Source organism: Kutzneria sp. NPDC051319, assembly GCF_040682195.1.
GTDB lineage: Bacteria > Actinomycetota > Actinomycetes > Mycobacteriales > Pseudonocardiaceae > Kutzneria.
The window spans coordinates 317,603-339,489 of sequence record NZ_JBFBAM010000001.1; the positions used below are offsets into that span (position 1 = coordinate 317,603).

The 21,887-nt window shown below is 65.3% G+C and carries 17 protein-coding genes; 7 read left to right on the forward strand and 10 right to left on the reverse strand.

The window, feature by feature from the left end; all coding sequences use genetic code 11:
- Window position 1: 1 nt before the first annotated feature.
- The 3 genes from AB0M73_RS01545 to AB0M73_RS01555 all read right to left on the reverse strand — a co-directional run bounded on the left by AB0M73_RS01545 (window position 2) and on the right by AB0M73_RS01555 (window position 2,174).
- On the reverse strand, window positions 2-769 hold the full coding sequence (locus tag AB0M73_RS01545; protein WP_363885520.1) for an ABC transporter permease: 768 nt from the start codon (window positions 767-769) through the stop codon (window positions 2-4).
- On the reverse strand, window positions 766-1,404 hold the full coding sequence (locus AB0M73_RS01550) for an ABC transporter permease subunit (protein ID WP_363885523.1): 639 nt from the start codon (window positions 1,402-1,404) through the stop codon (window positions 766-768). Before AB0M73_RS01550 ends, AB0M73_RS01545 begins: the two co-directional genes overlap by 4 nt.
- A gap of 401 nt (window positions 1,405-1,805) precedes the next feature.
- Window positions 1,806-2,174 (reverse strand): hypothetical protein, encoded by a 369-nt coding sequence (locus AB0M73_RS01555; RefSeq protein WP_363885525.1) that lies wholly within the window; start codon window positions 2,172-2,174, stop codon window positions 1,806-1,808.
- A 781-nt stretch (window positions 2,175-2,955) separates the two neighbouring features.
- Here AB0M73_RS01555 and AB0M73_RS01560 point away from each other — a divergent pair.
- Window positions 2,956-3,795, forward strand: coding sequence for a hypothetical protein (locus AB0M73_RS01560; RefSeq protein ID WP_363885527.1), 840 nt, complete (start codon window positions 2,956-2,958; stop codon window positions 3,793-3,795).
- A 704-nt stretch (window positions 3,796-4,499) separates the two neighbouring features.
- Here AB0M73_RS01560 and AB0M73_RS01565 read toward each other — a convergent pair.
- The 5 genes from AB0M73_RS01565 to AB0M73_RS01585 all read right to left on the reverse strand — a co-directional run bounded on the left by AB0M73_RS01565 (window position 4,500) and on the right by AB0M73_RS01585 (window position 11,355).
- Entirely contained in the window at window positions 4,500-4,835 is a 336-nt protein-coding gene (locus AB0M73_RS01565) for a nucleoside triphosphate pyrophosphohydrolase (protein WP_363885528.1), read from the reverse strand.
- 482 nt (window positions 4,836-5,317) lie between these two features.
- Entirely contained in the window at window positions 5,318-5,911 is a 594-nt protein-coding gene (locus tag AB0M73_RS01570; protein ID WP_363885530.1) for a hypothetical protein, read from the reverse strand.
- A gap of 988 nt (window positions 5,912-6,899) precedes the next feature.
- Entirely contained in the window at window positions 6,900-7,793 is an 894-nt protein-coding gene (locus AB0M73_RS01575) for a phospholipase D family protein (RefSeq protein ID WP_363885532.1), read from the reverse strand.
- Window positions 7,790-9,790, reverse strand: a complete 2,001-nt coding sequence (locus AB0M73_RS01580; protein WP_363885534.1) for an ATP-binding protein — start codon at window positions 9,788-9,790, stop codon at window positions 7,790-7,792. The genes AB0M73_RS01575 and AB0M73_RS01580 overlap by 4 nt, the downstream gene beginning before the upstream one ends.
- Window positions 9,784-11,355 (reverse strand): DEAD/DEAH box helicase, encoded by a 1,572-nt coding sequence (locus AB0M73_RS01585; protein WP_363885536.1) that lies wholly within the window; start codon window positions 11,353-11,355, stop codon window positions 9,784-9,786. The genes AB0M73_RS01580 and AB0M73_RS01585 overlap by 7 nt, the downstream gene beginning before the upstream one ends.
- Window positions 11,356-11,959: 604 nt before the next feature.
- Between AB0M73_RS01585 and AB0M73_RS01590 the strand changes: the two genes are divergently transcribed.
- From AB0M73_RS01590 to AB0M73_RS01615, 6 genes are all read left to right on the forward strand, one after another.
- Window positions 11,960-13,111 carry a cysteine desulfurase family protein gene (locus AB0M73_RS01590; protein ID WP_363885538.1) on the forward strand — a complete coding sequence of 384 codons (1,152 nt, stop codon included), beginning with the start codon at window positions 11,960-11,962 and terminating at the stop codon, window positions 13,109-13,111.
- A 58-nt stretch (window positions 13,112-13,169) separates the two neighbouring features.
- Entirely contained in the window at window positions 13,170-14,276 is a 1,107-nt protein-coding gene (locus AB0M73_RS01595) for a DUF4007 family protein (RefSeq protein WP_363885540.1), read from the forward strand.
- Entirely contained in the window at window positions 14,273-17,881 is a 3,609-nt protein-coding gene (locus AB0M73_RS01600) for an ATP-binding protein (protein ID WP_363885542.1), read from the forward strand. Before AB0M73_RS01595 ends, AB0M73_RS01600 begins: the two co-directional genes overlap by 4 nt.
- An 8-nt stretch (window positions 17,882-17,889) precedes the next feature.
- On the forward strand, window positions 17,890-18,726 hold the full coding sequence (locus AB0M73_RS01605; RefSeq protein WP_363885544.1) for a phosphoadenosine phosphosulfate reductase family protein: 837 nt from the start codon (window positions 17,890-17,892) through the stop codon (window positions 18,724-18,726).
- A 179-nt stretch (window positions 18,727-18,905) separates the two neighbouring features.
- Window positions 18,906-19,346, forward strand: a complete 441-nt coding sequence (locus tag AB0M73_RS01610; protein ID WP_363885545.1) for a hypothetical protein — start codon at window positions 18,906-18,908, stop codon at window positions 19,344-19,346.
- Between the two features lie 534 nt (window positions 19,347-19,880).
- A complete protein-coding gene (locus AB0M73_RS01615; RefSeq protein WP_363885547.1) occupies window positions 19,881-20,222 on the forward strand; it encodes a hypothetical protein in 342 nt (113 codons plus the stop codon).
- Between the two features lie 136 nt (window positions 20,223-20,358).
- Here AB0M73_RS01615 and AB0M73_RS01620 read toward each other — a convergent pair whose 3' ends face one another.
- Both AB0M73_RS01620 and AB0M73_RS01625 read right to left on the reverse strand, forming a co-directional pair.
- On the reverse strand, window positions 20,359-20,784 hold the full coding sequence (locus AB0M73_RS01620; RefSeq protein ID WP_363885549.1) for a PadR family transcriptional regulator: 426 nt from the start codon (window positions 20,782-20,784) through the stop codon (window positions 20,359-20,361).
- 406 nt (window positions 20,785-21,190) lie between these two features.
- Window positions 21,191-21,463 carry a hypothetical protein gene (locus tag AB0M73_RS01625; protein ID WP_363885551.1) on the reverse strand — a complete coding sequence of 91 codons (273 nt, stop codon included), beginning with the start codon at window positions 21,461-21,463 and terminating at the stop codon, window positions 21,191-21,193.
- Window positions 21,464-21,887: the final 424 nt, after the last annotated feature.

The following is a 21,887-nucleotide window of genomic DNA, read 5'->3' on the forward strand; positions in this document are numbered from 1 at the left end:
CTTACTTAGACCTCCTGTGCCACAACAACATCCTGTCCTCGGCTACGAGGAGCGCCCTGTTCAGCAGGTAACCAAGAAGGCCGATCACCACGATCCACACCCACATCGTCGGCAGGTCGGAGCTGCCCTGTGCGAGGCTGAGCTGGTATCCGATCCCGCTGGTGCTGCCGACGAGTTCGGCGATCACCATCAAGATCAGAGCGATGGACACGCTGACCCGCAGGCCAGCGAAGATCTTGGGTCCGGCTGCTGGCAGGACGACGCCTGCAATCCAGCGCCACCGGGAGATCCGGAACACTCGCGCCGTATCCGCGAGCATGGGCTCGACACAGCGTGCGCCGTCCATCGTGTTGATCAGCATCGGCCAGACGGCGCCGAACACGATTGTGGTGAGCTCCATCGTCGTGCCGAGGCCGCAGGCCACCATGAACACCGGCACCAGCAAGGGGGGCGGCACACTGCGCAAGAAGCCAAGGGCCAACTCGAAGCAGTCAGCGGCCGCCTGGCAACGACCAAGGGCCACACCCGCGACAGCCCCGACAGCAGCCCCGAGCGTCCAGCTGCTGAGTACCCTCATCAAGCTCGGCAGGATGTCGTGCGCGAGTAGCCGGGGGCCGTCCAACTGCCCAGCCGCGCCGGCGATCTGCAGCGGCGGCGGGAAGTACACGTCGGCGGCCGCCGTGGCGAGCAGCTGCCAGGCGATGAGGCCGCCAAGCGGCACCAGCAGCCGCAACACGATCGGCCTGGAGATGACATTGCGGCCCTTCACAGTGCATCCTCGCCGGCGCTCCATGGCATCCACTTCCGTTGCAGTGCAAGGAATGCAGCGTTGATCCCGCAACCAAGTAAGCCAGCGACGGTGGTGACGGCCAGCACGACGTCCATTCGGCCGCCAGCGGCGCCCCAGACGTTGGCGTACTGCCCAATGCCGACACTGCCCCCGGCCAAGAACTCGGTGGCGACCAGGGCGATTAGGGCGATCGATGCTGATATCCGGACGCCCGTCAGTACGAACGGCCCGATGCTCGGCAGCACCACGCCTGTTAGCTGACGCCGGCGGCTTACACGGAAGCAGCGGGCGACCTCTAACTGCTCGGCGTCGACGGCTTCGAAGGCGTAGATCGTGTTCATCAGGATGGGCCAGGTGGCGGCGAAGACGGCCAGCACGATCTTCGTCTCCGCGTCGATACCGAACACCGAGATGGCCAACGGGATCAGCGCGACGGAAGGCAGCGGTCGCAGGAACTCCACGATTGGCATGCCTATGGCCTGGAGTGCTGGACTCGATCCGATGGCAAGGCCGAGCACGATGCCGATAGCTGTTGCCCCGCCGAGCGCGATCAACCAGGACAAGATCGTCGAGACGGCGCCGCTGGCGAATGTCGGGTCACCGACCAACGTCACTGCTCGCCGGACGACGTCAGACGGTGGCGGGAGGACCTGGGGGTCGACGAGCTGCAGCCTGCTGATGGTCTCCCACAGCGCGATTAGCCCAGTCAGACCGGCGGCTTTGCGAAGAGTCGAGGTGTCAATTCGGCGAGGAAGCGCTGAGCGTGCAGGGCTATGACCCGGTACCGACACCATGTCGACATTGAAGCTGGGTTGGACCCGTATGTGGCCGTCCGCGAGGTGACAGTTGCTGTGACAGCAGGCTTCCGTGCCGTCCGCGTCCGCCTGCGCTTGACTGTTGCAGTTGAGGCGACCGTCGCTTCGTTGACATTCGAGCAGTTGGCGCCTAGCCGAGACGCGGGTCGACGACCGCCCCCTACGTCACGCGCGTCGCCGCGTCATCGCGAGCCTGGCGTTCACCCCCGATCGCCTCCCACTGGGTCCGGTGTGCCGATACGTTTGGACTTCCTCACCCGCCGGAGACCGCCAAGCCCTCTGCCGTTCGAATCGCCCACGCCCTCGATGGGACCGGTGAACCGCAACGCGGGGGACGACGCCAGGCGTTCGAGTACATGCGGATCGAAGCCACGCGCGGCGTCACGGGGCCGCAGGTTGCCGAACGTCCACCACCATGACGGCGGGCGAATGTCCCCGACGTGCAAGTACCGCATGGCCACGTGATCGGGGGCGCCCGCCACGTCGGCCATGCCGGCGTTGTAGAACTTCATGAAGTCGTCGTCTTTCAGGAAGGTCTCGCGCATCTGGGCGAACTGCCGGTGCCGCACCGTGAATGCCTCCGCGTGGGCAAGCCGTGCTCGGCGGCGACGTCCGGATTGTCGAGGTCCTCGAGCAGGGCATCGGCCCAACTCAGGACCAGGTGCAGGGCTACTTCCTCGGCGTTGCACCGGGGCAGCGGCGCCCGGCCGGCCCGCAGGTCGTCGGCGAGGTCGCTGACCGGCGCGGACCATCGCCAGGCGCCACGCGGCGTTCTGGCTGTCGCATACCGGCGGCAGCAACACGAGGAACGCGTCGTCCGAGTCGTCGTCGGCGATCACACACGACAGAGCTGCAGATGCGCGAGCGCCGGTCATGTGTCATCCGATTGGGCGTCGGCGTGCTGGCACGGAACCTGTCGATCTATGACCCCGTATCAGGCTGGCGGTCTGCCGGATGCCCACTTCCGGGACCGTGGTGTCCGACGATAGTCCCGGAGGTCCATAGTCGAAGCCGCTCGACAGTGGACGGAGCACGCTTGGCATCGACGCTGGCCGCCACGACACTGGTGCGCGAGTCACCGACTCAGCACGTAACGAGAGCCGTCCGTGTCGCAACAATCGCAGTCGGGATTCCCACAGGCACAACCCCACCCGGCAGGGCCGCGTGGTCCCTCCGCAACCCCCGCGCGGAGGGACCGGCCGGTCGTGCACGCTTCGGCTCACGTCCCCCCGATGGTGCCGTCCTTCTCGGGGATCACGCTGACCAGGACCTTCATTGCTCGACGGAACGTCCTGGCGGCCTGCCGCTGCACCCAACCGCTAGAGTGAATGCTTTCCGCGGGAGGGCATCGTGGGACGTGCGCAGCCAGGTCGCGACGATCTAGGCAGCGCCTACCTGCAGGCCCATCCGCGGGGCATGGAGTGGTTGCAGTTGGAGGCGACCGTCGCCTCGTTGACCTTCGAGCAGTTGGCGCGCCTGGCCGAGACGCGGGTCGATGACCGCCCCCTACGTCACGCGCGTCGCCGCGTCGTCGCCAGCCTGGAGTTCGCCCACGGCCGGATCGCCTCCCGCTGGGTCCGGTGGGCCGACACGTTCGGACTTCCCCACCCGCCGCTGACCGCTGAGCCCGCGGACATCCTCGACCACCCGTATGGCCTGATCGAGGACGACGAGATCGGGATCTACGTGGCCGGCCTGCTGCCGGTGTACGACGCGGCGCTGGCGATCCTGGCCGGCGACCACGCCAAGCCCGCTGACTACGAGTTGTTGTCCGCTTCTTGGCGCCGGGTCTGTCTGCCCTCCCGGTTCACCCCGACCACGCTGTACGGCCCGCACACTCAGGACGCGCTGACGGCACTGTCGGCGGCGTGCGGGTTTCCCCGGTCGTGCCTGACCCGGATGGTCCGCGCTTGCCGCGCTATCAGCACGGCAGACTGGGATCCGGCCGCCGACACCGTGCACCAGGCCGCCCTGAGGCTGGGCTATCCCTACCGGGGCAAGTGCTTGTATTGGGAGGCCGTGGCCAGAGCCGAAACCGCGATGGACGAGTCCCCGACGCGGCCCGAACTCGTCCACGCCCTGTGGGGGTACGCCGCTGTGCAGGCGTTCGCCGGTCAACTCCCGGCAGAGGCTGCCACGCTGCTCGCCTCGCCGTACCGCGCCGGTGGCCGCACGCCGCCGCCTGCGTGACCCTCGCCGGGGTGTGGCGCTCGGCGAGATGCCTCCTGAACGCTGCGCGTCATCCGCACGCCCGATTTCCGCTTCCAGCGACCGCTACCATGCCCACCCTGCGCGGCAGGCCCTTCACCGTCTGTGTTCGCATCGAGGAACCCCGGAGATGCGACGCGCGGATTCCCGGAGGCGAAGCGGTGTCAGATCGTCTACCCGACGTCACTGACCATGGTGTCGGCTGATGTCCCCGGTGTTCGTTGCTTCCTGGACGGGGGCCGGGTCCTCGTCGGCGCGGCACTGGCGGCGTACTCTCGGCGGCTGCTCGCCTCGGCTCCCGCAGGCGTGCTTGCGCCTGGCCTCGCCGCCATGCTGCTAACCGCAGCCGCGTTCGGGCGGCCTGGCCTGGCGCTTCGGGTACCAGTTCGACCTGCTGCCCTACAGCGTGTTCGCCGCCGTGGGGAGCGCCCTCAGCCTGATCGACCTGATCGAACAGCGCCTGCCCAGCGTGCTGGTGTATTCGGGCGTCGCCCTGGTCGGCGCCTTGCTGGCGACGTCTGCGGTCCTGCAGTCCCGAGGAGCGGACTTGCTGCGCGCCCTGGCGGCATGGCGACCAGTGGCGCGAGCAGGCCGACCGCCTCGCCGACGGTGGTGGGATCCTCGGCGCCGAGGGCAGGAGGGCATATTGACCGAGACGGATGCGGCGATCCTGTAGCGGCGAGCCGTTACAGGCCGGGGGCTGGATCGACATGCTCCAGCAACAGCCGCCCGGTGAATCCGCCACGCTCGGCGCGTTCACGTTCGGCCAAGGCGAACAAGTCTTCCCAGGTTAGCCCCAGGGTGGGCAGGAGCGCGGCAATCACTTCCACTACGTCCGCAAGCTCCGCCGGGAGCCGATCACGAGGAGCGTCGCGGGCCTCGACCGCCTCTTCGACGAGTTTGGTCCGGAGCGCAGCCCGATAGTCAACATCGCCGAGCACCCGGGTGACCGGATGCCGTCCGTCCGCCTCGATGATCTGCGGTATGTGGTCGCGGACCAGCTTGTTGTGTTCGACGCGCATGGGGCGACCGTAGCCGAAAGCGGTCGTGCACCGTGCCAAAGCCTGACGCACGGCGATGACCAGCGACTTCAGCCCGCACGAGGCTTGAGCTGTCAGGCGGAGCGGTGGTACTCGTTGATCACGCGATGACGGCGGATCGCCCGTCAGGCGGGACGAGCGCACGAGGATCGTCGTTCGGTGGATGCTGGTCCATCGCTTGGTGTGGCCGGCGCTCGTTGTAGTGCCGGGACAAACTCCTCCAGCACCAAGGCGGCGTGGCGTTCGTTGAGGATTAGCATCCGATCGGTGCACTCGTTGTTGAACAAGGCCGTGAGCCTGCGCTGTGTTCCCTAGCCCCACCACGCCGACCGGTGCCACTCCAAACCGACCCCAGGTGCTTCGGCTGTTCAGCTCAAGGCCCATGGGTTCACGATTGTGGTTCATGTGTAGACGCGCATCGCCTGCTGGCAATCTAAACATGCCCGATGGGCTGGCGCGTGGACCTATCGCCGTGTCCGCCTCTGGTTATGAGTGGCCGCTACATCGTGCGCAACGGTAAAGATGGCCAGGTAACTTGGATTGCCCCAGCCGTCATCACCTTCGTCGTAGATGGTCACCGTGTAGGCCAGAAGGCAGGAGCAGCACACGGCGTGCTCGGCATCCCGGCTCAGGCGGATGGCACGCTCACAGCACGGTACGACGGTGGTGAATAGTCCACTGCGAACCGCCTCGCAGTACCGATTGATTACCCGGCCGGGTACTAGCTGTGCTTGGTCGATCTCAAGCACGTCCGGGCCAATCGGCGACAGTGCTCTCTTCTCGGACAACAATCTGTCGGCGTTTTCGTCAGATTGGGTTTTCCAGTCGCGCATGAGGCGGATGACTTCGTGAGCCATGGCGGCGAGATCGGAACTGCTAGGGCGATCGCCGCTCTCACCGACCGTCCAATTGCGGTTGCGAAGTACGTGCTCGATCTGTTGCTCGGCGTCGCCAGGCACGAAAACGATCATGACTCGATCGCCATACGAGTCATGCGTCGGAGAACGCATGTCACGTCGATCGCTGATGGTGTCGAGGATCTCGTGCGCGAACGGCACATTGGCGAGCGTCGGATCGGATGGGCACCTTGCAAGACGTTTCTGATCCGACCAATTGCCGCGTGTGATGGTGAGGCGGACTTCCCTTTGAGGTGCCAGCAGGTACTGTCCAGGTCTTCCTGTAGTGCGGCGAACCCACGCCGCAATATGGACGCCAGTCGGGCCGTTCCGTCACGTCTAGCACAGGAATCAGTGCCGTCATCCAACGTAAGTGGCAAGCTGTCGTGCGACGTCATGTCTGCTGCGATGTGAGCCACAACAGCGCCTGGACAGCGGGACTCGAATGAGCATTGTCGAGCGCAAGGTCGTGACATCGCTGCCGCACGCTGACCAGGTCGGCGGCGATGGTTGTTCTGTTGGAATGCATACGCGTGCCCCACAAGGATGCCGCAGGAAGGTGGCCACACCCCGATTAGGGCGGTCGCTCGATAGTGCGCCGCAGGCGCGTTCGGGCTACGTGTATATGGACGCTCCGCATCGCCTGATTTGTCAAGTCATCCAGCGACGCGAATGCTGCCCCTTGGTCCGCTTCTTCCTGTGACTCTACAAGTTGGCTGACCCCTGTGCATAGGATGTCCCCCAAGGCCGGCACACGGGACCGTGACTACTGGGCTAGTACGGTCGGCGGTCCGTTCAGGTCCCAGCCGAGCCGCATATCGTGTCAAGCTTGGGCCAACTTGCCTGCACCGTAAGGGATTCACCTGCGGTGATCCGATTCGCCGGGGGCCGCCCAGCCTGCAAAATCACACTTCCACGTGTGACCGATCATGTTGGTTGGCGGAGCCCGGTTACGCCGGTTGACGGATGTGCGCGAACTCCAAAAGGGTCGCAACGTTGTGCTCATTGCGGAGCGACTACATGTTCGCCGGAAGCGCTGAAAGGTGGCACCCGACACGATTTGTGGCGGAAAGCGGCACAGGCTCGCTCGGGCTAGCTGATCTTCAGGAGGCACCAGGGTGCGTCCCTACTGGGTGGTTCGGGCACAGCCCTATCCGATCAGGCGAGTGCCACCCCAGATTCTCTGATAGCTGGGAAGAAAGTGGGCGACCCAGGCGGCCAGGATTTCCCATGCATCCGCCGGATCGTCGACGGGATGGCCAACCTCGTCACAGATCTCGACGAGCCGCTGGACAGCCTTCATGGTTGTCAGGTTGCTGCACTCCCGCGCAATCTTTCCAGCAAATCCTTGTCGCAGGATAGCTCCCACGTATGTATTGAATGCGTCCTCGGTCGTGAGCCCGCTGGGTACGCCCAGCGCGTCTAGGTCGGGTCGAACGAGGTCTACCACGCTGCCTTCCCGCTGCCCGGTGTACACACGCCAGAGAACATCCGGGGGTCGGTAGGTAGGCAGCCAGTCGGTGTGGTCCGCCGCCCCGACAGGTGTCCGGACAGGCGGCCTGGGCAATGTAGCCGCGGCAGCGAGGATTGCGTCGCGGTCGGCTTCCTCGGCGATCGAAGACGTCGCCCGCAACACGGCGAGCAGTGCCGCCAGTGCTGGATCCTCCGCTGACGTTTCCACGAGAAGCTCGACAGCGCCCGGCCGGGTCCAGCCCAAGCCATTGGTGGTCACGTTCGCCGAGCCGACCAAGGCCCGGACGCCGACCACGTATGCCTTCGCATGCATGACAGGGTGCAGCGCCACCGTCCCGCCGCGTTCGCTGACCAGATCGAACACCCGCGGGTCGCTCACTCCGCTGGCGACCTCATCGGGTCGCCAGCGCGTGAAGACCGCCAACGGACACTCGGGTGGCAATGCCGACAGGACGGGTTGGATACCCGGAACAGTGATGAAGGGCGCGACGATCGTCAGGTCTTCCGCGTCACGCGCCAATGCCAAGAGCCGATCTCCGCAGCGCTGTGGGGCAAAATCCGCCTGCGTCACGCGTGGTCCTCTCCATCCTGGCTCTCGTCCTCCTCGCCGAACGGCGAGGCTGCCTTGAACGCCTCGTCTTCGACGTATTCCGCGAGGCGGCGCCCCCATCCTTCGCGGAACTCCTGGAGCTGGCGGTACTGCGGACTCGTCCTGTGTTCGTTCTCGAGTCGCGACCACGCCAGCAGGAGCCAGGTCATCGCATCGGCGCTTTGTACGAGCAGGTTCTTGGCGTCGGCTTCGCTCATCTCCTGGATCTGCTCACTCGACAGCTGGAGAGGCTCAATCAGCTTCTTGTAGGCCGGGTGGGCGTTATTCAGGCACAGGATCTCGAGGTTGAGTGCCTCGTCTGGCCAGAAAAAGGCGTTGAGCTGCTTGACGGGACGCTTGATCACCTGGACGGTGACGCCACGTTGATAGTCAGCGATGACGGCGCCGCGGACTTCCGCCGGCACGTCCTGCTCTTCCAGGATTCGATCAATGGCAGCTGCCGCCTGACCAGGATCGGGCTTGGTTTTGGCGAAGGTGGTCTCGCCGGGTGTCGGGCTGACGCTGGACCGAGCCTTCTTGACACTAGACGCAACGTCGGTTACTTCAGGCTGAGCTCGGCGAGGGCCGGTGGTAGCGCTCTTCTCATCCTTACCCTCGGCCTTCATCTGAGCGGCAAGCTCTACCAGCTGAAATGCCATGTCGTACAGCTCGGCGATGGGATGATCTTCGTCGAAGAGCCCTTGGTCCAGGGCCTCGATTTTTGTGAGGCGATGTTCTCGCACGAGTCGCAGTGCCTGTGTGAAGGTCGGAGCGTCCTGCTTGTTGTTCGTGACTCCGAATACTTCGTCGAGGCAGGGATCGAATGTAACTTCGACACCCCACCACCGGTCCGTCGCTTCGGAGGCGAGCGTCTTTTCCAAGACCAACTCTCGGTCGGCCCGTATGACAGAGATGCCGGAGTTGTCGCGGGCGTGGCGACCTTGATGTGTATCCTTACCGGGATTGCGGCCAGGCCTGGACTGCGTCTTGGCTAGGGAGAGTCGTACGTGAACCGTTGATGTGCCCTTGCCGTCCAGGCGTTGAATGGGGAAATCTCGAGGCGACGTGTAGTGCTCATTGAACGGCGGCTCATCCGTGATGCGCACTTTGCTTTCGGTGCCGTCCTCGGCGATCTCCGACCTTTCCCAGTATTCAAGGGTGGTCTCGTCAGGCGATTGCAAGTAGAGCGGGTCGTTGGGGCGGACCTCGTGGAAGGTTTCTGGTCCGAGGAGCGTCTCGCCTTCCATGATCGCGACCTTGATGCTGCGCCGCCGTGTGTCGGAGGTGAGGAAGTTGCGGTAGACGCGGCCGAGGAGATTCTCGGTATGCGCGAACATCGCGTCCGCACGTACCCACCGGAGCTTGTCGAGTACGGTCCAACGGATCGCGGTTCCGCTGTAGACCGGCTGGCCTGTCGTCGTATCGGGTACTGCGTGTGATTTGAACACGTCGTAGACCCAGTCCGGCATGGGAGCGTAGTCAGGGCTCGATGGGTCGGTCGGCCACGGGACCGTGAGGGGCGCACCTTTTGCGGACGATTCGACCTCGCCTAGATCCAGGTAGGTGTGCATAGCGTTCTCTGGTTGCGAGCTCTGCCATGTCCAGATGTCCGTGCGCTTGCATTGCGATACACTTGCTTGCGGTAGGCCCATACCGAACCGGCCGATTCCCGAGCGGTCGTCGTACTTGCCGGAGCCGCCGAAGGAGAGCGCAAGGTTCAGGGCCTCATCCGTCATTCCAACGCCGTCGTCGATGACCCAGATTTCATCGACGCGGTTGGATGCGCGCGTCCTGCCTTGTACCTTCCGCTGCACGATGACCAGGAGGACGGTGTTCGCGTCACCCCACTGAAACGAGTTGTCGATGAGCTCGGCCAGGGCGTAGTCGGTTCCCTTGTAGCCGGTGTCGCGGATCGACTTGACCGTCTGCGAACCAGAGAGGAGAGGTGCTTCTTTCGGTGGGTTGGCTGGTGTTACCACAGGTCCTCCCAGTGTGTGAACGCAGACGCGATGGAGCCGAACGCAGGAACGGACGGGTCGACAACGGTTACGACGACGGCTTTCTTGTTGCCGCCGGCCTTTGGGCCCCGGATGCCGCGGCCGACCATTTGGCTGTAGAGCACGAGCGAGCGGGTGGGGCGAGCGATGACGACCGCACTCGTCTGCGGAGCGTCGAATCCGGTCGTGAGTACTCCGTAGTTGACCAGCACGCGGGGTACCGGCGTCGGGCTTTTGAACATGCGGATGGCGGTGTCGCGGATCTCCGGCGCCGTGGTTCCGTCAACCGAGTCGGCCAGCACGCCCGAGCCCCGCAACGTCGCCGCGACCAGGTGGGCGAGTTCGACGGATGCCGCGAACACGATGACGCGTCGGTGTGACTCCTGAATGAGAGTGAGTGTCGCTGTGACGACCGCGTTGAGATAGTCGTCTTCGTTCAAGCCCAGCTCGACCGTGTCGTCGCTGGGGGTCGAGGGTTCCGCGTCGATGTCCGGCAGTTCGCCGAGGAGGCGGAACTCTGGTTTGGCCAGGTAGCCCTGCTGTATCAGGTACTCGACCGGGTTGGCCGCGGTGCCGGTCTCACCCGTGTCGAGTTCGATCTTTGTGTGCTCGAAGAACTCGGCGAGGTCCTCATCGGTGTGGGATCCGACGAACGTCCGGCCCGGGGTAGCGCTCAGGCCGATGATGGGGGTGATGGGCTGTCCGGCCGCCGACAACTGCTGTACTACCTGCCGGTAGGTCGGGGCGATGGCTTGGTGAGCTTCGTCGAAAACGATGAGTCCCAACCGGCGCCCCAGGTCGCGGATGAATCCAGGCTCGTCTTGACGTGCGTAGATCGTCTGCAAGCTCGCCACGAGGAGACCATCGGTCAGGTCGTTGATACACCACTCTTGGCCACCCCACGCGGCGACGATCGGGACGTCGCGGTTGCCCAAGGTGCCCCAGGCGCGGTGGAATTCGCGCGCTGCTTGATCGAGAAGTTCTCGGGTGGAAGCGACCCAGAGAACCGGCCGGCCCTCGTGTTCTCGAAGGATGTCGCAGACCAGGTTCAAGGCCGTCCGGGTCTTTCCGGATCCCGTCGGCATGTGCAGCAGCAGGCGGGGCCGGCCTTTCCGTAGCAGCGTTCTCAGTTGCGCGATGGCTCGTCGCTGATGCGGGAACAGCCCATAGACCGGAGCAGCCTCGGTGGGAAGCGGTGTCGGTGTGTCGCTGTGCGCCTCGGGCAGTCCGAGAAAAACAGCCACGCGACCTGCGTTCGCGGTCATGTCGCGCGTGCTCAGCTCGGCGCCGTTGAGTGCGAGGCGTGCCGCCAACTGCCGACGCTGTTCCTCCGGCAGTTCATCCGGTAGCACTCCGGCAGTCGCGAGGCGCCGTATGGCCGACAGCGGATCACCGAGGCAGGCCAGGGCGAGCACCGCATCGGCAGGCATCTCGCGAACAAGGCCGTCTCGCACAAGCCTGGTAAGTGTGCGTGCTACCCGGGCATCGATGAAGGAGCGCGCGCGCGTCGATGTCCTCAAGAGGTCAAAGACGGTGAACCGCTCCATCACGCCTGACCGCGCCGTGACAGGTGGTCCACCCCTGTGGGTCCTATCTCCGCGGGCCCAAGGCGGTCACTTGTTGACACACCAACGGGAAGGTAGGAGCCTCCCACCTCGGGACCGTGGACCGTCGAGTGAACCATCCCATCGACACAGTCCATCTCAACCGGGCCCCCCGTCTGCCGTCACTCCGAGATCGTCACTTGCAGCCCCCCATTAGAGCGGATGCCTCTGACATCGCATCGAGAGGCTCGCCGTTACGGCGACGTCCCGTTCCTGCAATGTTGTGGCCTACCAGCCAGATTCCGCGTTGTCTGCGGGGACGGCGAGACCTCGGCGAGTGACCTAACGTCGCTGGTCACACGCATCCCGCCGGGCGGCGGCGACGACGAAGGCGACCCGCCCCGGCGGGGCTATGACCTCAGCGGCAGGCATCGCAACGTTGTGTGATCGCCGTCGTTCGCCCGGTGCGCCTGCCGGAACTGTCAGAGGGGGTGGTTATGATCGTGATGCACTCCTGGTGGGACGAGAGGGCCTACCGAGAAGATCCACCAGGAGTGGCCAACGTACCCGTGCGGCAGTAGGGCAGGACATGGACGATGACTCAGTCGTGGCCGACGTCGTCTACCTCGACTACAACGCGACCGCACCACTACGACCGGAAGCGCTCGATGTGATCTTGGCCGCGTTCCACCGAGTTGGCAACGCGTCCAGTCTCCATCAGGCCGGCCGCGACGCGGCCATGAGGGTCGACAAGGCTCGTCGACAGCTCGCTGACCTGCTCAATTGCCACCCTGGCGAGATTATCTTCACCTCCGGCGCCACCGAGGCGAACAATCTCGCTCTGCGTGCCGCCTATGCCCGCGGAGGGACGCTGGTGACGACAGCCGTCGAGCACCCAGCGATCCTGGAAACGGCGCGAGCCATCACAGCTGGCGCCTGCGACGCTCTCGTGGTGCTGCCCGTCGACAAGGACGGCATTCTCGACTTCGGCGCCCTGGATGCGGTGCTCGACCGCGGCGGTGTGACCGTGGTCTCGATCATGCTCGCGAACAACGAGACGGGCGTCCTGACCGACCTGGCACCCATCGTCAAGGCCACCCACGACGCTGGCGCGCTCGTGCACACCGACGCCACGCAATATGTCGGCCGGCTCCCCTTGGATCTTGCTGAACTCGAGGTCGACCTGCTGTCCCTGTCGGCCCACAAGTTCGGCGGCCCGCAGGGTGTCGGCGCGCTCTTCGTCCGCCGCGACACCTCGCTGCCGTACATGCCGCTGCTGATCGGCGGTGGTCAAGAACGCGGATGGCGGGCCGGCACGCTCAATGTTGCCGGGATCGCTGGGCTCGGAGCTGCCGCCGACGCGGCGCGACGGCAGCTCAACGAGGAAGCCGTCCGTGTCGCCGAGCTCCGCGACGCCTTCGAAGCGGAGCTGATCGCGCGGGTGCCTGACTGCGTGATCAACGGGGGGCGAGTGGCCCGCCTTCCTGGGGTCACGAGCGTGACCTTCCCCGGGGTGCCGGCGGACGCGGTCCTGGCCGCGATGCCGGGTGTCGCGGCGTCGGATGGCAGCGCGTGCGCCTCTGGGGCTCCGAGCCCTAGCCATGTCCTACTTGCGATGGGACGTAGCCGTGACGATGCCGACGCGACGCTGCGCTTCTCGCTCGGCTACGCCACGAGCAGGCGCGATATCGAACGGTCCGTCGATGCGGTCGCGCGTGCCGTCGGGCGTGTCCGCGCTGTCCTGGCGGTCTCCACCTGACACCAGCGAACCGCCGCTGCCCTCATGCGCTTGTTTGTAGATCGAAAGGGTTTGTCTGATGTCCGATAGCCGCCTCGCCGATGCTGCCGAACCGAAGTTCGGGCGCCATGAAACCTTCGCGCCGCGCTTCGGCTGGTTGCACAAGGCCTACCTGGCGGTGAAGGGCGACGACGAGACGTTCCATCGGGAGGACGCGCCGGTCACGCTCGGGGTGGGCAAGAACATGGTCAATGCCATGCGGTACTGGTGCCAGGCCTTCAAACTGACCGAGGAGCATCCCCACAAGGACCCGTCCTATCGAGCGTATGTCGCGTCGCCGACGTGGCGGGCCCGGTGGCTGCTGGATGTGGAAGGCGCCGACCCCTACCTCGAGGACACGGGCAGTCTGTGGTTGCTCCACTGGTGGCTGCTGTCGTCGAGCCCCGAGGCCAAGTGCCTGGCGCCGAGCTGGTATGTGATGTTCCATCTCGCTCCGTTGTCTCGGGAGACATCCGAGGGAATGGCGACGATCATTACCCGGCACGTCCACGAGGACTACGACGAAGAGCAGTGGCCGGCATCGGAGTCCATCGGGCGCGACGTCGACTGTCTGATCAAGATGTACGCGCTGGATCAGGAGTTCAACCCGCTGTCGCCAGGCAGCTTCGAGGACCTGCTGGCCTGTCCGTTCCGCGAGCTTGGCTTGTTGGAGGGGCAAGGCAAGGGCAAAGAACGGGAATGGCTGTTCACCAGTGGATCCCGCTCCAACCTGCCGGCAGCCGTGCTGGCCTACGCGTGCTTGGACTACGCCTCGCAGTTCTCGCCCAATGCCGGATCTATCTCGCTCGCCCGGCTCGCCAACGAGCCCGGCGCCCCAGGCCGAGCCTTCCGCGTCGGCGAACCAGAACTCACCAAGGCCATCGAAACACTGGTCAACGGCCACCCCGATCTCCAAATCGTCGAAGCACTCGGCCAGCGCAGCCTCGCCTTCGCCACGGCACCGCAAACCCTCGCGTGGGATGTCCTCGACGAGCACTACGGCCGGGTCCGCGACCGCGAAGGATTTCCCACCGCGCAGATGTGGTCTCAGAAATATCCCGGCCTTGACCGCGGCAATCGCAAGCGTCCGCGTAAGAAAGCCGCCTCTCAGGCCGAGGGGCTGGCACTGATGGAGGAGAACGCGTGACCACCGCGACCAAGACCACGCGGCGCACTCGCCAGACCAAGGTCGTTGCGCACATTCCCGAGGGAATCAGCCTCGTTGGTTCCGAGATGCGGTCCACCAACCTCGAGCGCGATGTCCGCGATCAGCACCTGTACTCCCCGTATGTCGGGGCGCGAGCGCTGGATGTCCTCGACCGCATCACCAACGCGATCGCCGATCTCAAACGCACCCGGGCGTTCTCATTCACCGGTCCCTACGGTTCGGGCAAGTCCACCTTGGCGAACCTGTTCGATGCGTTCCTCGGACACGATCCCGGCCGCCAGTCCGAAGCCGAAACCGCCGTCGCAACGACTAACCACGGGCTTGCCACACGGCTGGCCCGGGTACGCGACGAACTCGCACCGCAAGGTTTCCTCGGGGCCGTCGCGACCGCTGACCGCGAACCGCTCGCGACAACGGTCCGTCGCGCGTTGCACACAGCCGCGGACCGCCGATGGAAAAAGCGGCCGCCGAAGTCCGTAGCACAGGCCCTGGCAGCGTGCGCCGAACATCGCGTGCCCACCACCGAGAGCCTCGTGGACGCGGTCGGTGCACTGTGCGCTGAGGCACCGGTCCTGTTGATCATCGACGAGTTCGGCAAAACGCTCGAACATCTCGCTGCTGAAGGTGACTCCAGCAGCGCAGAAAACGACGTGTACCTGCTCCAGGTTCTCGCCGAAAAAGGCGCTGGGCGCTCCGGGTTGCCGCTGTTCATGGTCACCCTTCAGCACCTGGCCTTCACGGACTACGCCGCGCGTTCCAGCACCATCCAAAGCAAGGAGTGGGCGAAGGTCCAAGGCCGCTTCGAGGACATCACCTTCACCCCGAACCTCGGTGACGCCGTTCACCTGCTGCGGCGCCGCCTTGACCTGTCCTCGGTCACGCCGGCCGGCCGCAAGCTCATCGACACGCAGGCCCAGGCCGCGGCGGCAGCCTGGCGTATACACGCGCTGAACGCCATCGTGGACATCTCAGAGGACATGTTCGCCGACCTCTACCCGCTGCATCCGCTCACGGCGATCGCAGCACCGCTTCTGGCCGCCCAGATCGGTCAGCACGACCGCAGCCTCACCGGTTTCTTGGCAAGCGACGAGCCCCACACCGTGCGCCGCGCCCTAGACACAGTGACGACCAAGGCCCCAACCCGAGCGTCCACCCTGCGCCTGCCGCAGCTATACGACTACTTCCTCGCCTCCGGCCGCACGACGCTGCTCGCCTCGGCCAATGCCAGCCGATGGCTCGAAGTGGACAGCCGAATCAACGAGGCACACGGACTGCCACCCGAGGACCAGGACCTCCTCAAGACCATCGGCATCCTGAACTTGATCGACGTCGACGGCGTCCTCCGCGCGACGCCCGCGATGATCCAGTTCGCGCTGCACGACCCGACCGACGCACAGGACCCCGAGCGTTTCGCCGCTCTGCAAGAGCGCCTCAACAACCTCGAGACCACCAGCTTCGTCGTCCACCGCGAATACAGCGACGAGTACCGCATCTGGCAAGGCACCGACGTCAAGATCGACAATCGTGTCAACGACATCGCCGCCCGCCTTGAAGCACCCGATGTTGTCCGCTACTTCAACCAACAACTCGGAACGGTACTTCCCGTGGCGGTCGTGGCTGGCGGACACAGCCAGCGCACCGGCATGCTGCGCTACTTCCGCACCGCGATCAGTCACCGCACGGACAAACTGCCAGGCCCCGAGGTGGTCACCGACGCCGCCGACGGCCTCATGGTGTACCACTTCGGCCCGCTCACCGACCGGCCTGTGGTCAACTCACCACTACCGGTCTTGATCGGAACCAGCAGCAAGTCCGCCACAGTTCTGCAAGCTGGGATCACGCTCGTCGCCCTCCAGGAACTTCTTGAGGACCAAACGCTCGACCGAACCGCGGCCAACGAGATCAAGGAACGCATCGCGGACATCGCACACCGCATCGGCAGCATGCTCAGCGAGGCATTCAACCCCGTCAGCCCACAATCTTCCTGGTATCTCTGGAACTCCGGCAACGACACCAACACCGAACCGCGTGAGCAGATCACTGCGCGCAGCTACTCCGGCCTGGTGTCCAAAGCGTGCGACACGGTGTACCCGTTCACTCCTCACATCCGCAACGAGATGGCGGGACGCCATCAGCTCAGCAGCATCGCCGCCAAGACCCGCCGTGAACTGTTGACCGCGATGCTGCAACAGTCCGGCTACCCGCTGCTCGGCTACGACACCAACCGGTACACGGCCGAGCGGGCGATGTACGCCGGCGTGGTGCAGTACCTCGGCCTGCACCGCGAGGCCGATGCGTTCAGCAGCAGCCCAACCGCCAACGGCATCTTCACACACGGCATCTCCCGCCCCAGCAAGCAGCAAGAAAACGGCAGTATCCACCCCGCTTGGGAAGCCCTCGAAGAGGCACTGACCAACGCGAAACAACCCACCCCCATCGTCGACATCTACCACCAGCTCATGTCTCCCCCCTACGGAGTCAAAGCAGGCGTGGTTCCGATCCTGATGGTCACCGCCCTCATCCTGCGAGCCGAGGACGTCGCGCTCTTCGAGGAGGGCAACTACTGTCAACGACTGACCCCCGACATCATCGAACGCATCAACGTTCCCTACCCGGATCGTTTCACCGTCAAGGCCATGCCGATCGGACGCGGCCAGCGCCGGCTCGTCGTCGACTGTCTGGCCTCATCCCTGGAAGTCGACGCTCCCACCTCACCATCAGCCCGCAACCCCAGACTGCTCGCGGTCACCCGAGCGATGCTGGAGCGGGTCATGGTGCTCGTCCCGTACGCGCGGCAAACGCGACGCCTCAGCCCCGACGCGCTCACGATCCGAGACGTTCTGGCCAAAGCAACTGACCCGGACGAGCTGGTGTTCGCGGCTCTTCCGAAGTCACTGGGATTCGAGCCGATCTCCGTTAACGGCACCAAAGACGAGGCCACAGCCAACGCCTTCGTCGACCAGCTGACCACGGCACTGAACGACCTCTCTGGCGCCAGCGCCGCGCTGCGGCAAGAGATCGTCGCGACCATGGGCCGCGCGTTCCGGCTGCCGGCAGACCTCGGCGAACTCCGCTCCGGTCTCACCGAGCGGCTGCGCGGATTCGCCAACGCCTCCCTCGAGCTCAACCTGCAGGGATTCGTATCCCGCGTGCTCAACGAGACCCTGTCGGATGAGGACTGGCTCGACCCGATCATCATCCGCCTCACGAACAAAGCTCTCGGCGACTGGACCGACCGAGACGCCGAAGGCTTTCCCCGGCGAGTCGAGGAAATGGCACGAGCCCTCGACCGAGTCAGTCACCTCTATGACGTCCACCACTCGCCCGCGCCGGACACACCCGGGACGCGATCCGAACCCCGGAAGATCGAAACCCGTCTACTGACGCTCACCACCGCCGAGGGGGCCGAAGAACGCACCCTCATCCACGTGCCGACGAAGTCACGGCAGGCAGCAGACAAGCTTGTTGTCAGTGTTATCCGGCAAGCTGAGAAAGCACTCGGCCCCGACGGCGCGCGCATCCTGCTCGCCGCCTTGGCCGAGCGCCTCGCCGCAACTGACCCAGATCCGGCCCAGCACAGGTAGGAGACGTCGTGACCGACACCACCAAGTCCAACGGCGAGAAGCGCCACGTCCTCGGCCTCTCCGGCGGCAAGGACTCCTCCGCGCTCGCGATCTACATGCGTGACCGCGTGCCCGATATGGAGTACTTCTTCTGCGATACCGGCGCGGAGCTGCCGGAGACCTACGAATACCTCAACCGGCTCGAGGCAGCGGTCGGCAAGCCGATCGTCCGACTCAACAGCAGCCGCGACTTCGACCACTGGCTCGAGGTGTACCAAGGGACGCTACCCAGCCCCCAGATGCGGTGGTGCACGAAGAACTTGAAGATCAAGCCACTCGAAGAGTGGGTCGGCGAGGACAATGTCATCTCCTACGTCGCCATCCGCGCGGACGAAAACCGCTTGGGCTACGTCAGCACCAAACCCAACATAACCGCCGTGTTCCCCTTCCGTGAGGACGGGATCGATCGAGCCGGCGTCGACCGAATTCTCGATGAGGCCGGGATCGGCCTGCCAGACTACTACGAATGGCGCACTCGGTCAGGCTGCTACTTCTGCTTCTTCCAGCGCAAACACGAGTGGGTGGGTCTCAAAGACCGGCATCCAGATCTTTACGAGAAGGCGGTCGCGTACGAGGAGAAGGTCAACTATCGGCACACGGCTATGCAGGACCGGCAATACACGTGGTCGCACAACGAGTCGCTGCCCGAACTGATCGCCCGACGAGGCGAAATCGAAGCTAAACATCAAGTGGCGCTCGAACGTGCGGCCAAGCGCGTCAAGCCCAATCGTCCGCTCTTGGAGATCTTGGCCGACGCGCACGACGAGGATGACGATCAGGCCGGTTGCGCTGTGTGTCATCTCTGACCCGACGAAGCACTGTACATCTAGTGCGACGTTCCTGAATGGGCGTGGGGATTCGCCCCTGGGCGTGATCTTCGATCAGGGGCGTCCTGTGTGGTAGGAGGCGGCGACGATGTCCAGGCGTCTGCCCGCACGCCCCCCGCGACGCGGATGGCAGCACACCTAGTCCGCAAATTAGTGCGATGACCACCAACGAGGTCACCGCCGGCATGGCCGACAGGCTGGCGGAGCTGATCGTCGCGCCGGCCGCCGGTGCGTTCGCCGAGCTGGAGAACACCGGCAGCAGCGTCGAGCAGATGCACGCCGGCCTGCTTGCGACGATCAGCGCCGTGGACTTCGAGCACGACCCGAAGATGGCGGCAGCCTGGCGCTTGTCGCTCGGTTCTACGAGAGGTTCGCCGACCAAGCTGTCTCCGTCGCCAAGCTGCTGGACTTCGCCGCCACCGGCGAGATGCCACCGCGTACTCCGTTGGCACGACCGTCGACATGGACGAGCCCGTCACCAGGGGAGGGGTGACGGGCTCGGGACCTGCCGCAAGCCGAGAACCCGGCGCTACCACGCGGCGCGGACACCTGTTCCACTGATTACGTCTCGTGGTGGGTGGGCGATTACACGCTGTTGAACGGCGCCGGCATTGTGAACAACTGCGTCGTGGTGGAGGACGTCGTGCGTGGCCGACTGCGCACCGTCCTCGGCGGCACACAAGCCGAACCGGCCGCCCTCGTCGGCCCAGTCGACCGGGTCGGCGCGGACGGGCTCTCGCGGTGGTTGTGGACCTGCCACGGTGTCGCCGTTGACGACCCCGCAACGCCCGTCGATCAGCATCGGCTGTGGATCTTCTACCAGGAGTATCGGGCGACGCTTCCCGATGAGCAGAGGACGGAGTGGGACTTCACGTGGGTCCGGACGGTGCTCGTCGAGCTGTCGTTGCCGGACCTTCGGGTGCTCAGCCGCACGCCGATCGTGGACGGCACCGGTGTGCAGTGGGGCGCCGCCGTCCACCGTGACGGCGATGAGCTGCTGGTCTATGGCGTGGCCGACGAGGGCGAGAACACCTTCTGCTTGCCACGACCTCGGCGTCGCGACCTGGCGATACCGCGCAGCCGACAGCTCCTGGTCGACGCGACCGGCAGACGCCGCCCGGCTGTTGACCGGTGTGAGCAACGAGATCAGCGTCCTGCCGTTGCCCGGCCCATGCGACGGATGGCTGCTGGTCACCTCCGACACCCGCAAGCCCCTCGGCGCCTGGCCGATCGTCGCCTATCGGGCAGACCACCCGGCCGGACCCTGGTCCGGCCCGCAGTTGATCCTCGATCCGCCCGAGAACGACGCCACCCGCTACGCCTACAACCCGACGTTCCTACACCTCGCCGGCGACAGCTACCTGCTGGCGTGCAACGTGAACGGCCTCCTTGCGGAAGTCCTTGCGGACAGCATGATCTGTCGCCCACGGTTCCGCCTCGTTCGGCTCAGCACCCAGCCGGCCGCCGATTCATGAGATTGTGCTTGCCAGGGGAGGAAGTCTGACAAGCCAAGCGCTTCACCCGATCGAGTGGAACGCGCGTCGCGCTGTCGTCTGGCGCCGGAGAGGCCGGCGAAGACGGAAGAGCACGGCGGAGCACGGTCGTGATTGATCATCCGCCCAGGATGGCGTCCACAAGCGCTGCCGGATCGAAGTCGGAATCGAATGGGGCGTGCTCGTCGAGCAGGTCGGCCGCGCGCTGAAGGAGTCCGCCGTCGGGCAGGTGCAGGACGTCGGCGATGCGGCGGAGTCGTTCGGCGGCAAGGGTTTCGCGCCGCATCACTCCCCAGTTCGCGGCGAGTTCCCGGCCATGTTCTGTGAGTTGAACGTAGCGTCGTGGGGTGCCGTGCTTGGCGGGTTCCTCGCGGGTGACCTGGAGATAACCGCGTTCGGTGAGTCGGCGTATCGCGCCATAGACGGAGGCCCCGTTGAGTTCCGTTTGCCGTTCAATCTCCGCGCCGAATGACTCGAAGTTCGGTGAATGTGCGATTACGCGGAGGGTTGTCATTGTGGTTATCGAGCGGTTGATGGTGGGCATGACCGGATTATAGGTGTCACTTACGTCCTATGGCGGAGGGATTATTGGGCGATCTTGCAATTAGCGGAGTGGAGACTTGTCGTGCGCACGCCATCGACTAGCTCGCTGCCAGCCGCACAGGCTTAACCACGTGATCCGTCGGAGGCGGCGAATCGGGCGCCCCTGTTGTCAGCCGGGTTGTGGAAGACCGTCGAGCGAAACCGCGGCGCCGCCTTGCGTGGTAGCTGTCGAATTTCGTCGTAGACGCCGGCGAGTGGGCCGGCGCCGGCCGCGGCGCCGGCCGCGGCGTCGGCCAAGGCACGCGTCATGCCCTTCATGCCAGCGGCGGGCCAGCTCTGTAGGGATCTGCATGCGATCGATGGTTGCTCTCGCAACATCGCAGGTCAAGGACCGTGCTCGTCGTGGGTCACGGCCGCCGCCGGTCCAGCTGGTCGTCGCGCTTCTGGAGCGCCGCCGCCGGGATCCACTGCGACATCCCGATGACGACCGTGCCGTGTCGAACATCGAACTTGCAGTACCCGACCCAGTCTCCGGTGGTCGTTAGCTGCCACGCGCTCAGGGTGCCGGGCACGCGCACTTGCAGGTCGAGACCGTTCGGAACGGACCGGGTCGGCCGGCCGGCGATCGGGAAGACCTTCGCGAGGTCGATCCACACCGGCCTGGCCGGCCGGTAGCGCACCCCGCCTTCGACACACTGATCCTGACGCCCTAGCGAATCGACCACGTGTTCTATATTGCTCCTTGGCCTGCACCGTAGGGAAGTACGCGCAGGTTACAGCGGGGTCGCCCATACCGGAGGCATCCGCCGGGCGACCCCGCGCCTCGATGCGGCGCGACGGCTGACCGGCTGCGTGTCAGGCAGCTGGCGCGAGCACACCACGCAGCCGCCGTAGCGCGGCCCGGCCAGCCTCGGCGCCTGCCACCAGCCCACCCTAGTGGCCGACTCGGATGGTGCGTTGACGGCGGCGGGAAGCCGTCGCTACTCGGCAGTGGTGATCGCTGCCAACAGCATCTCTGCGGCGTCGCTGCGGTCACCGCCAGCGGCGGAAAACGCCCCCGGCGGTGATCGCTTCGATGACCCGCCACCGTGGCGGGACGGGCTC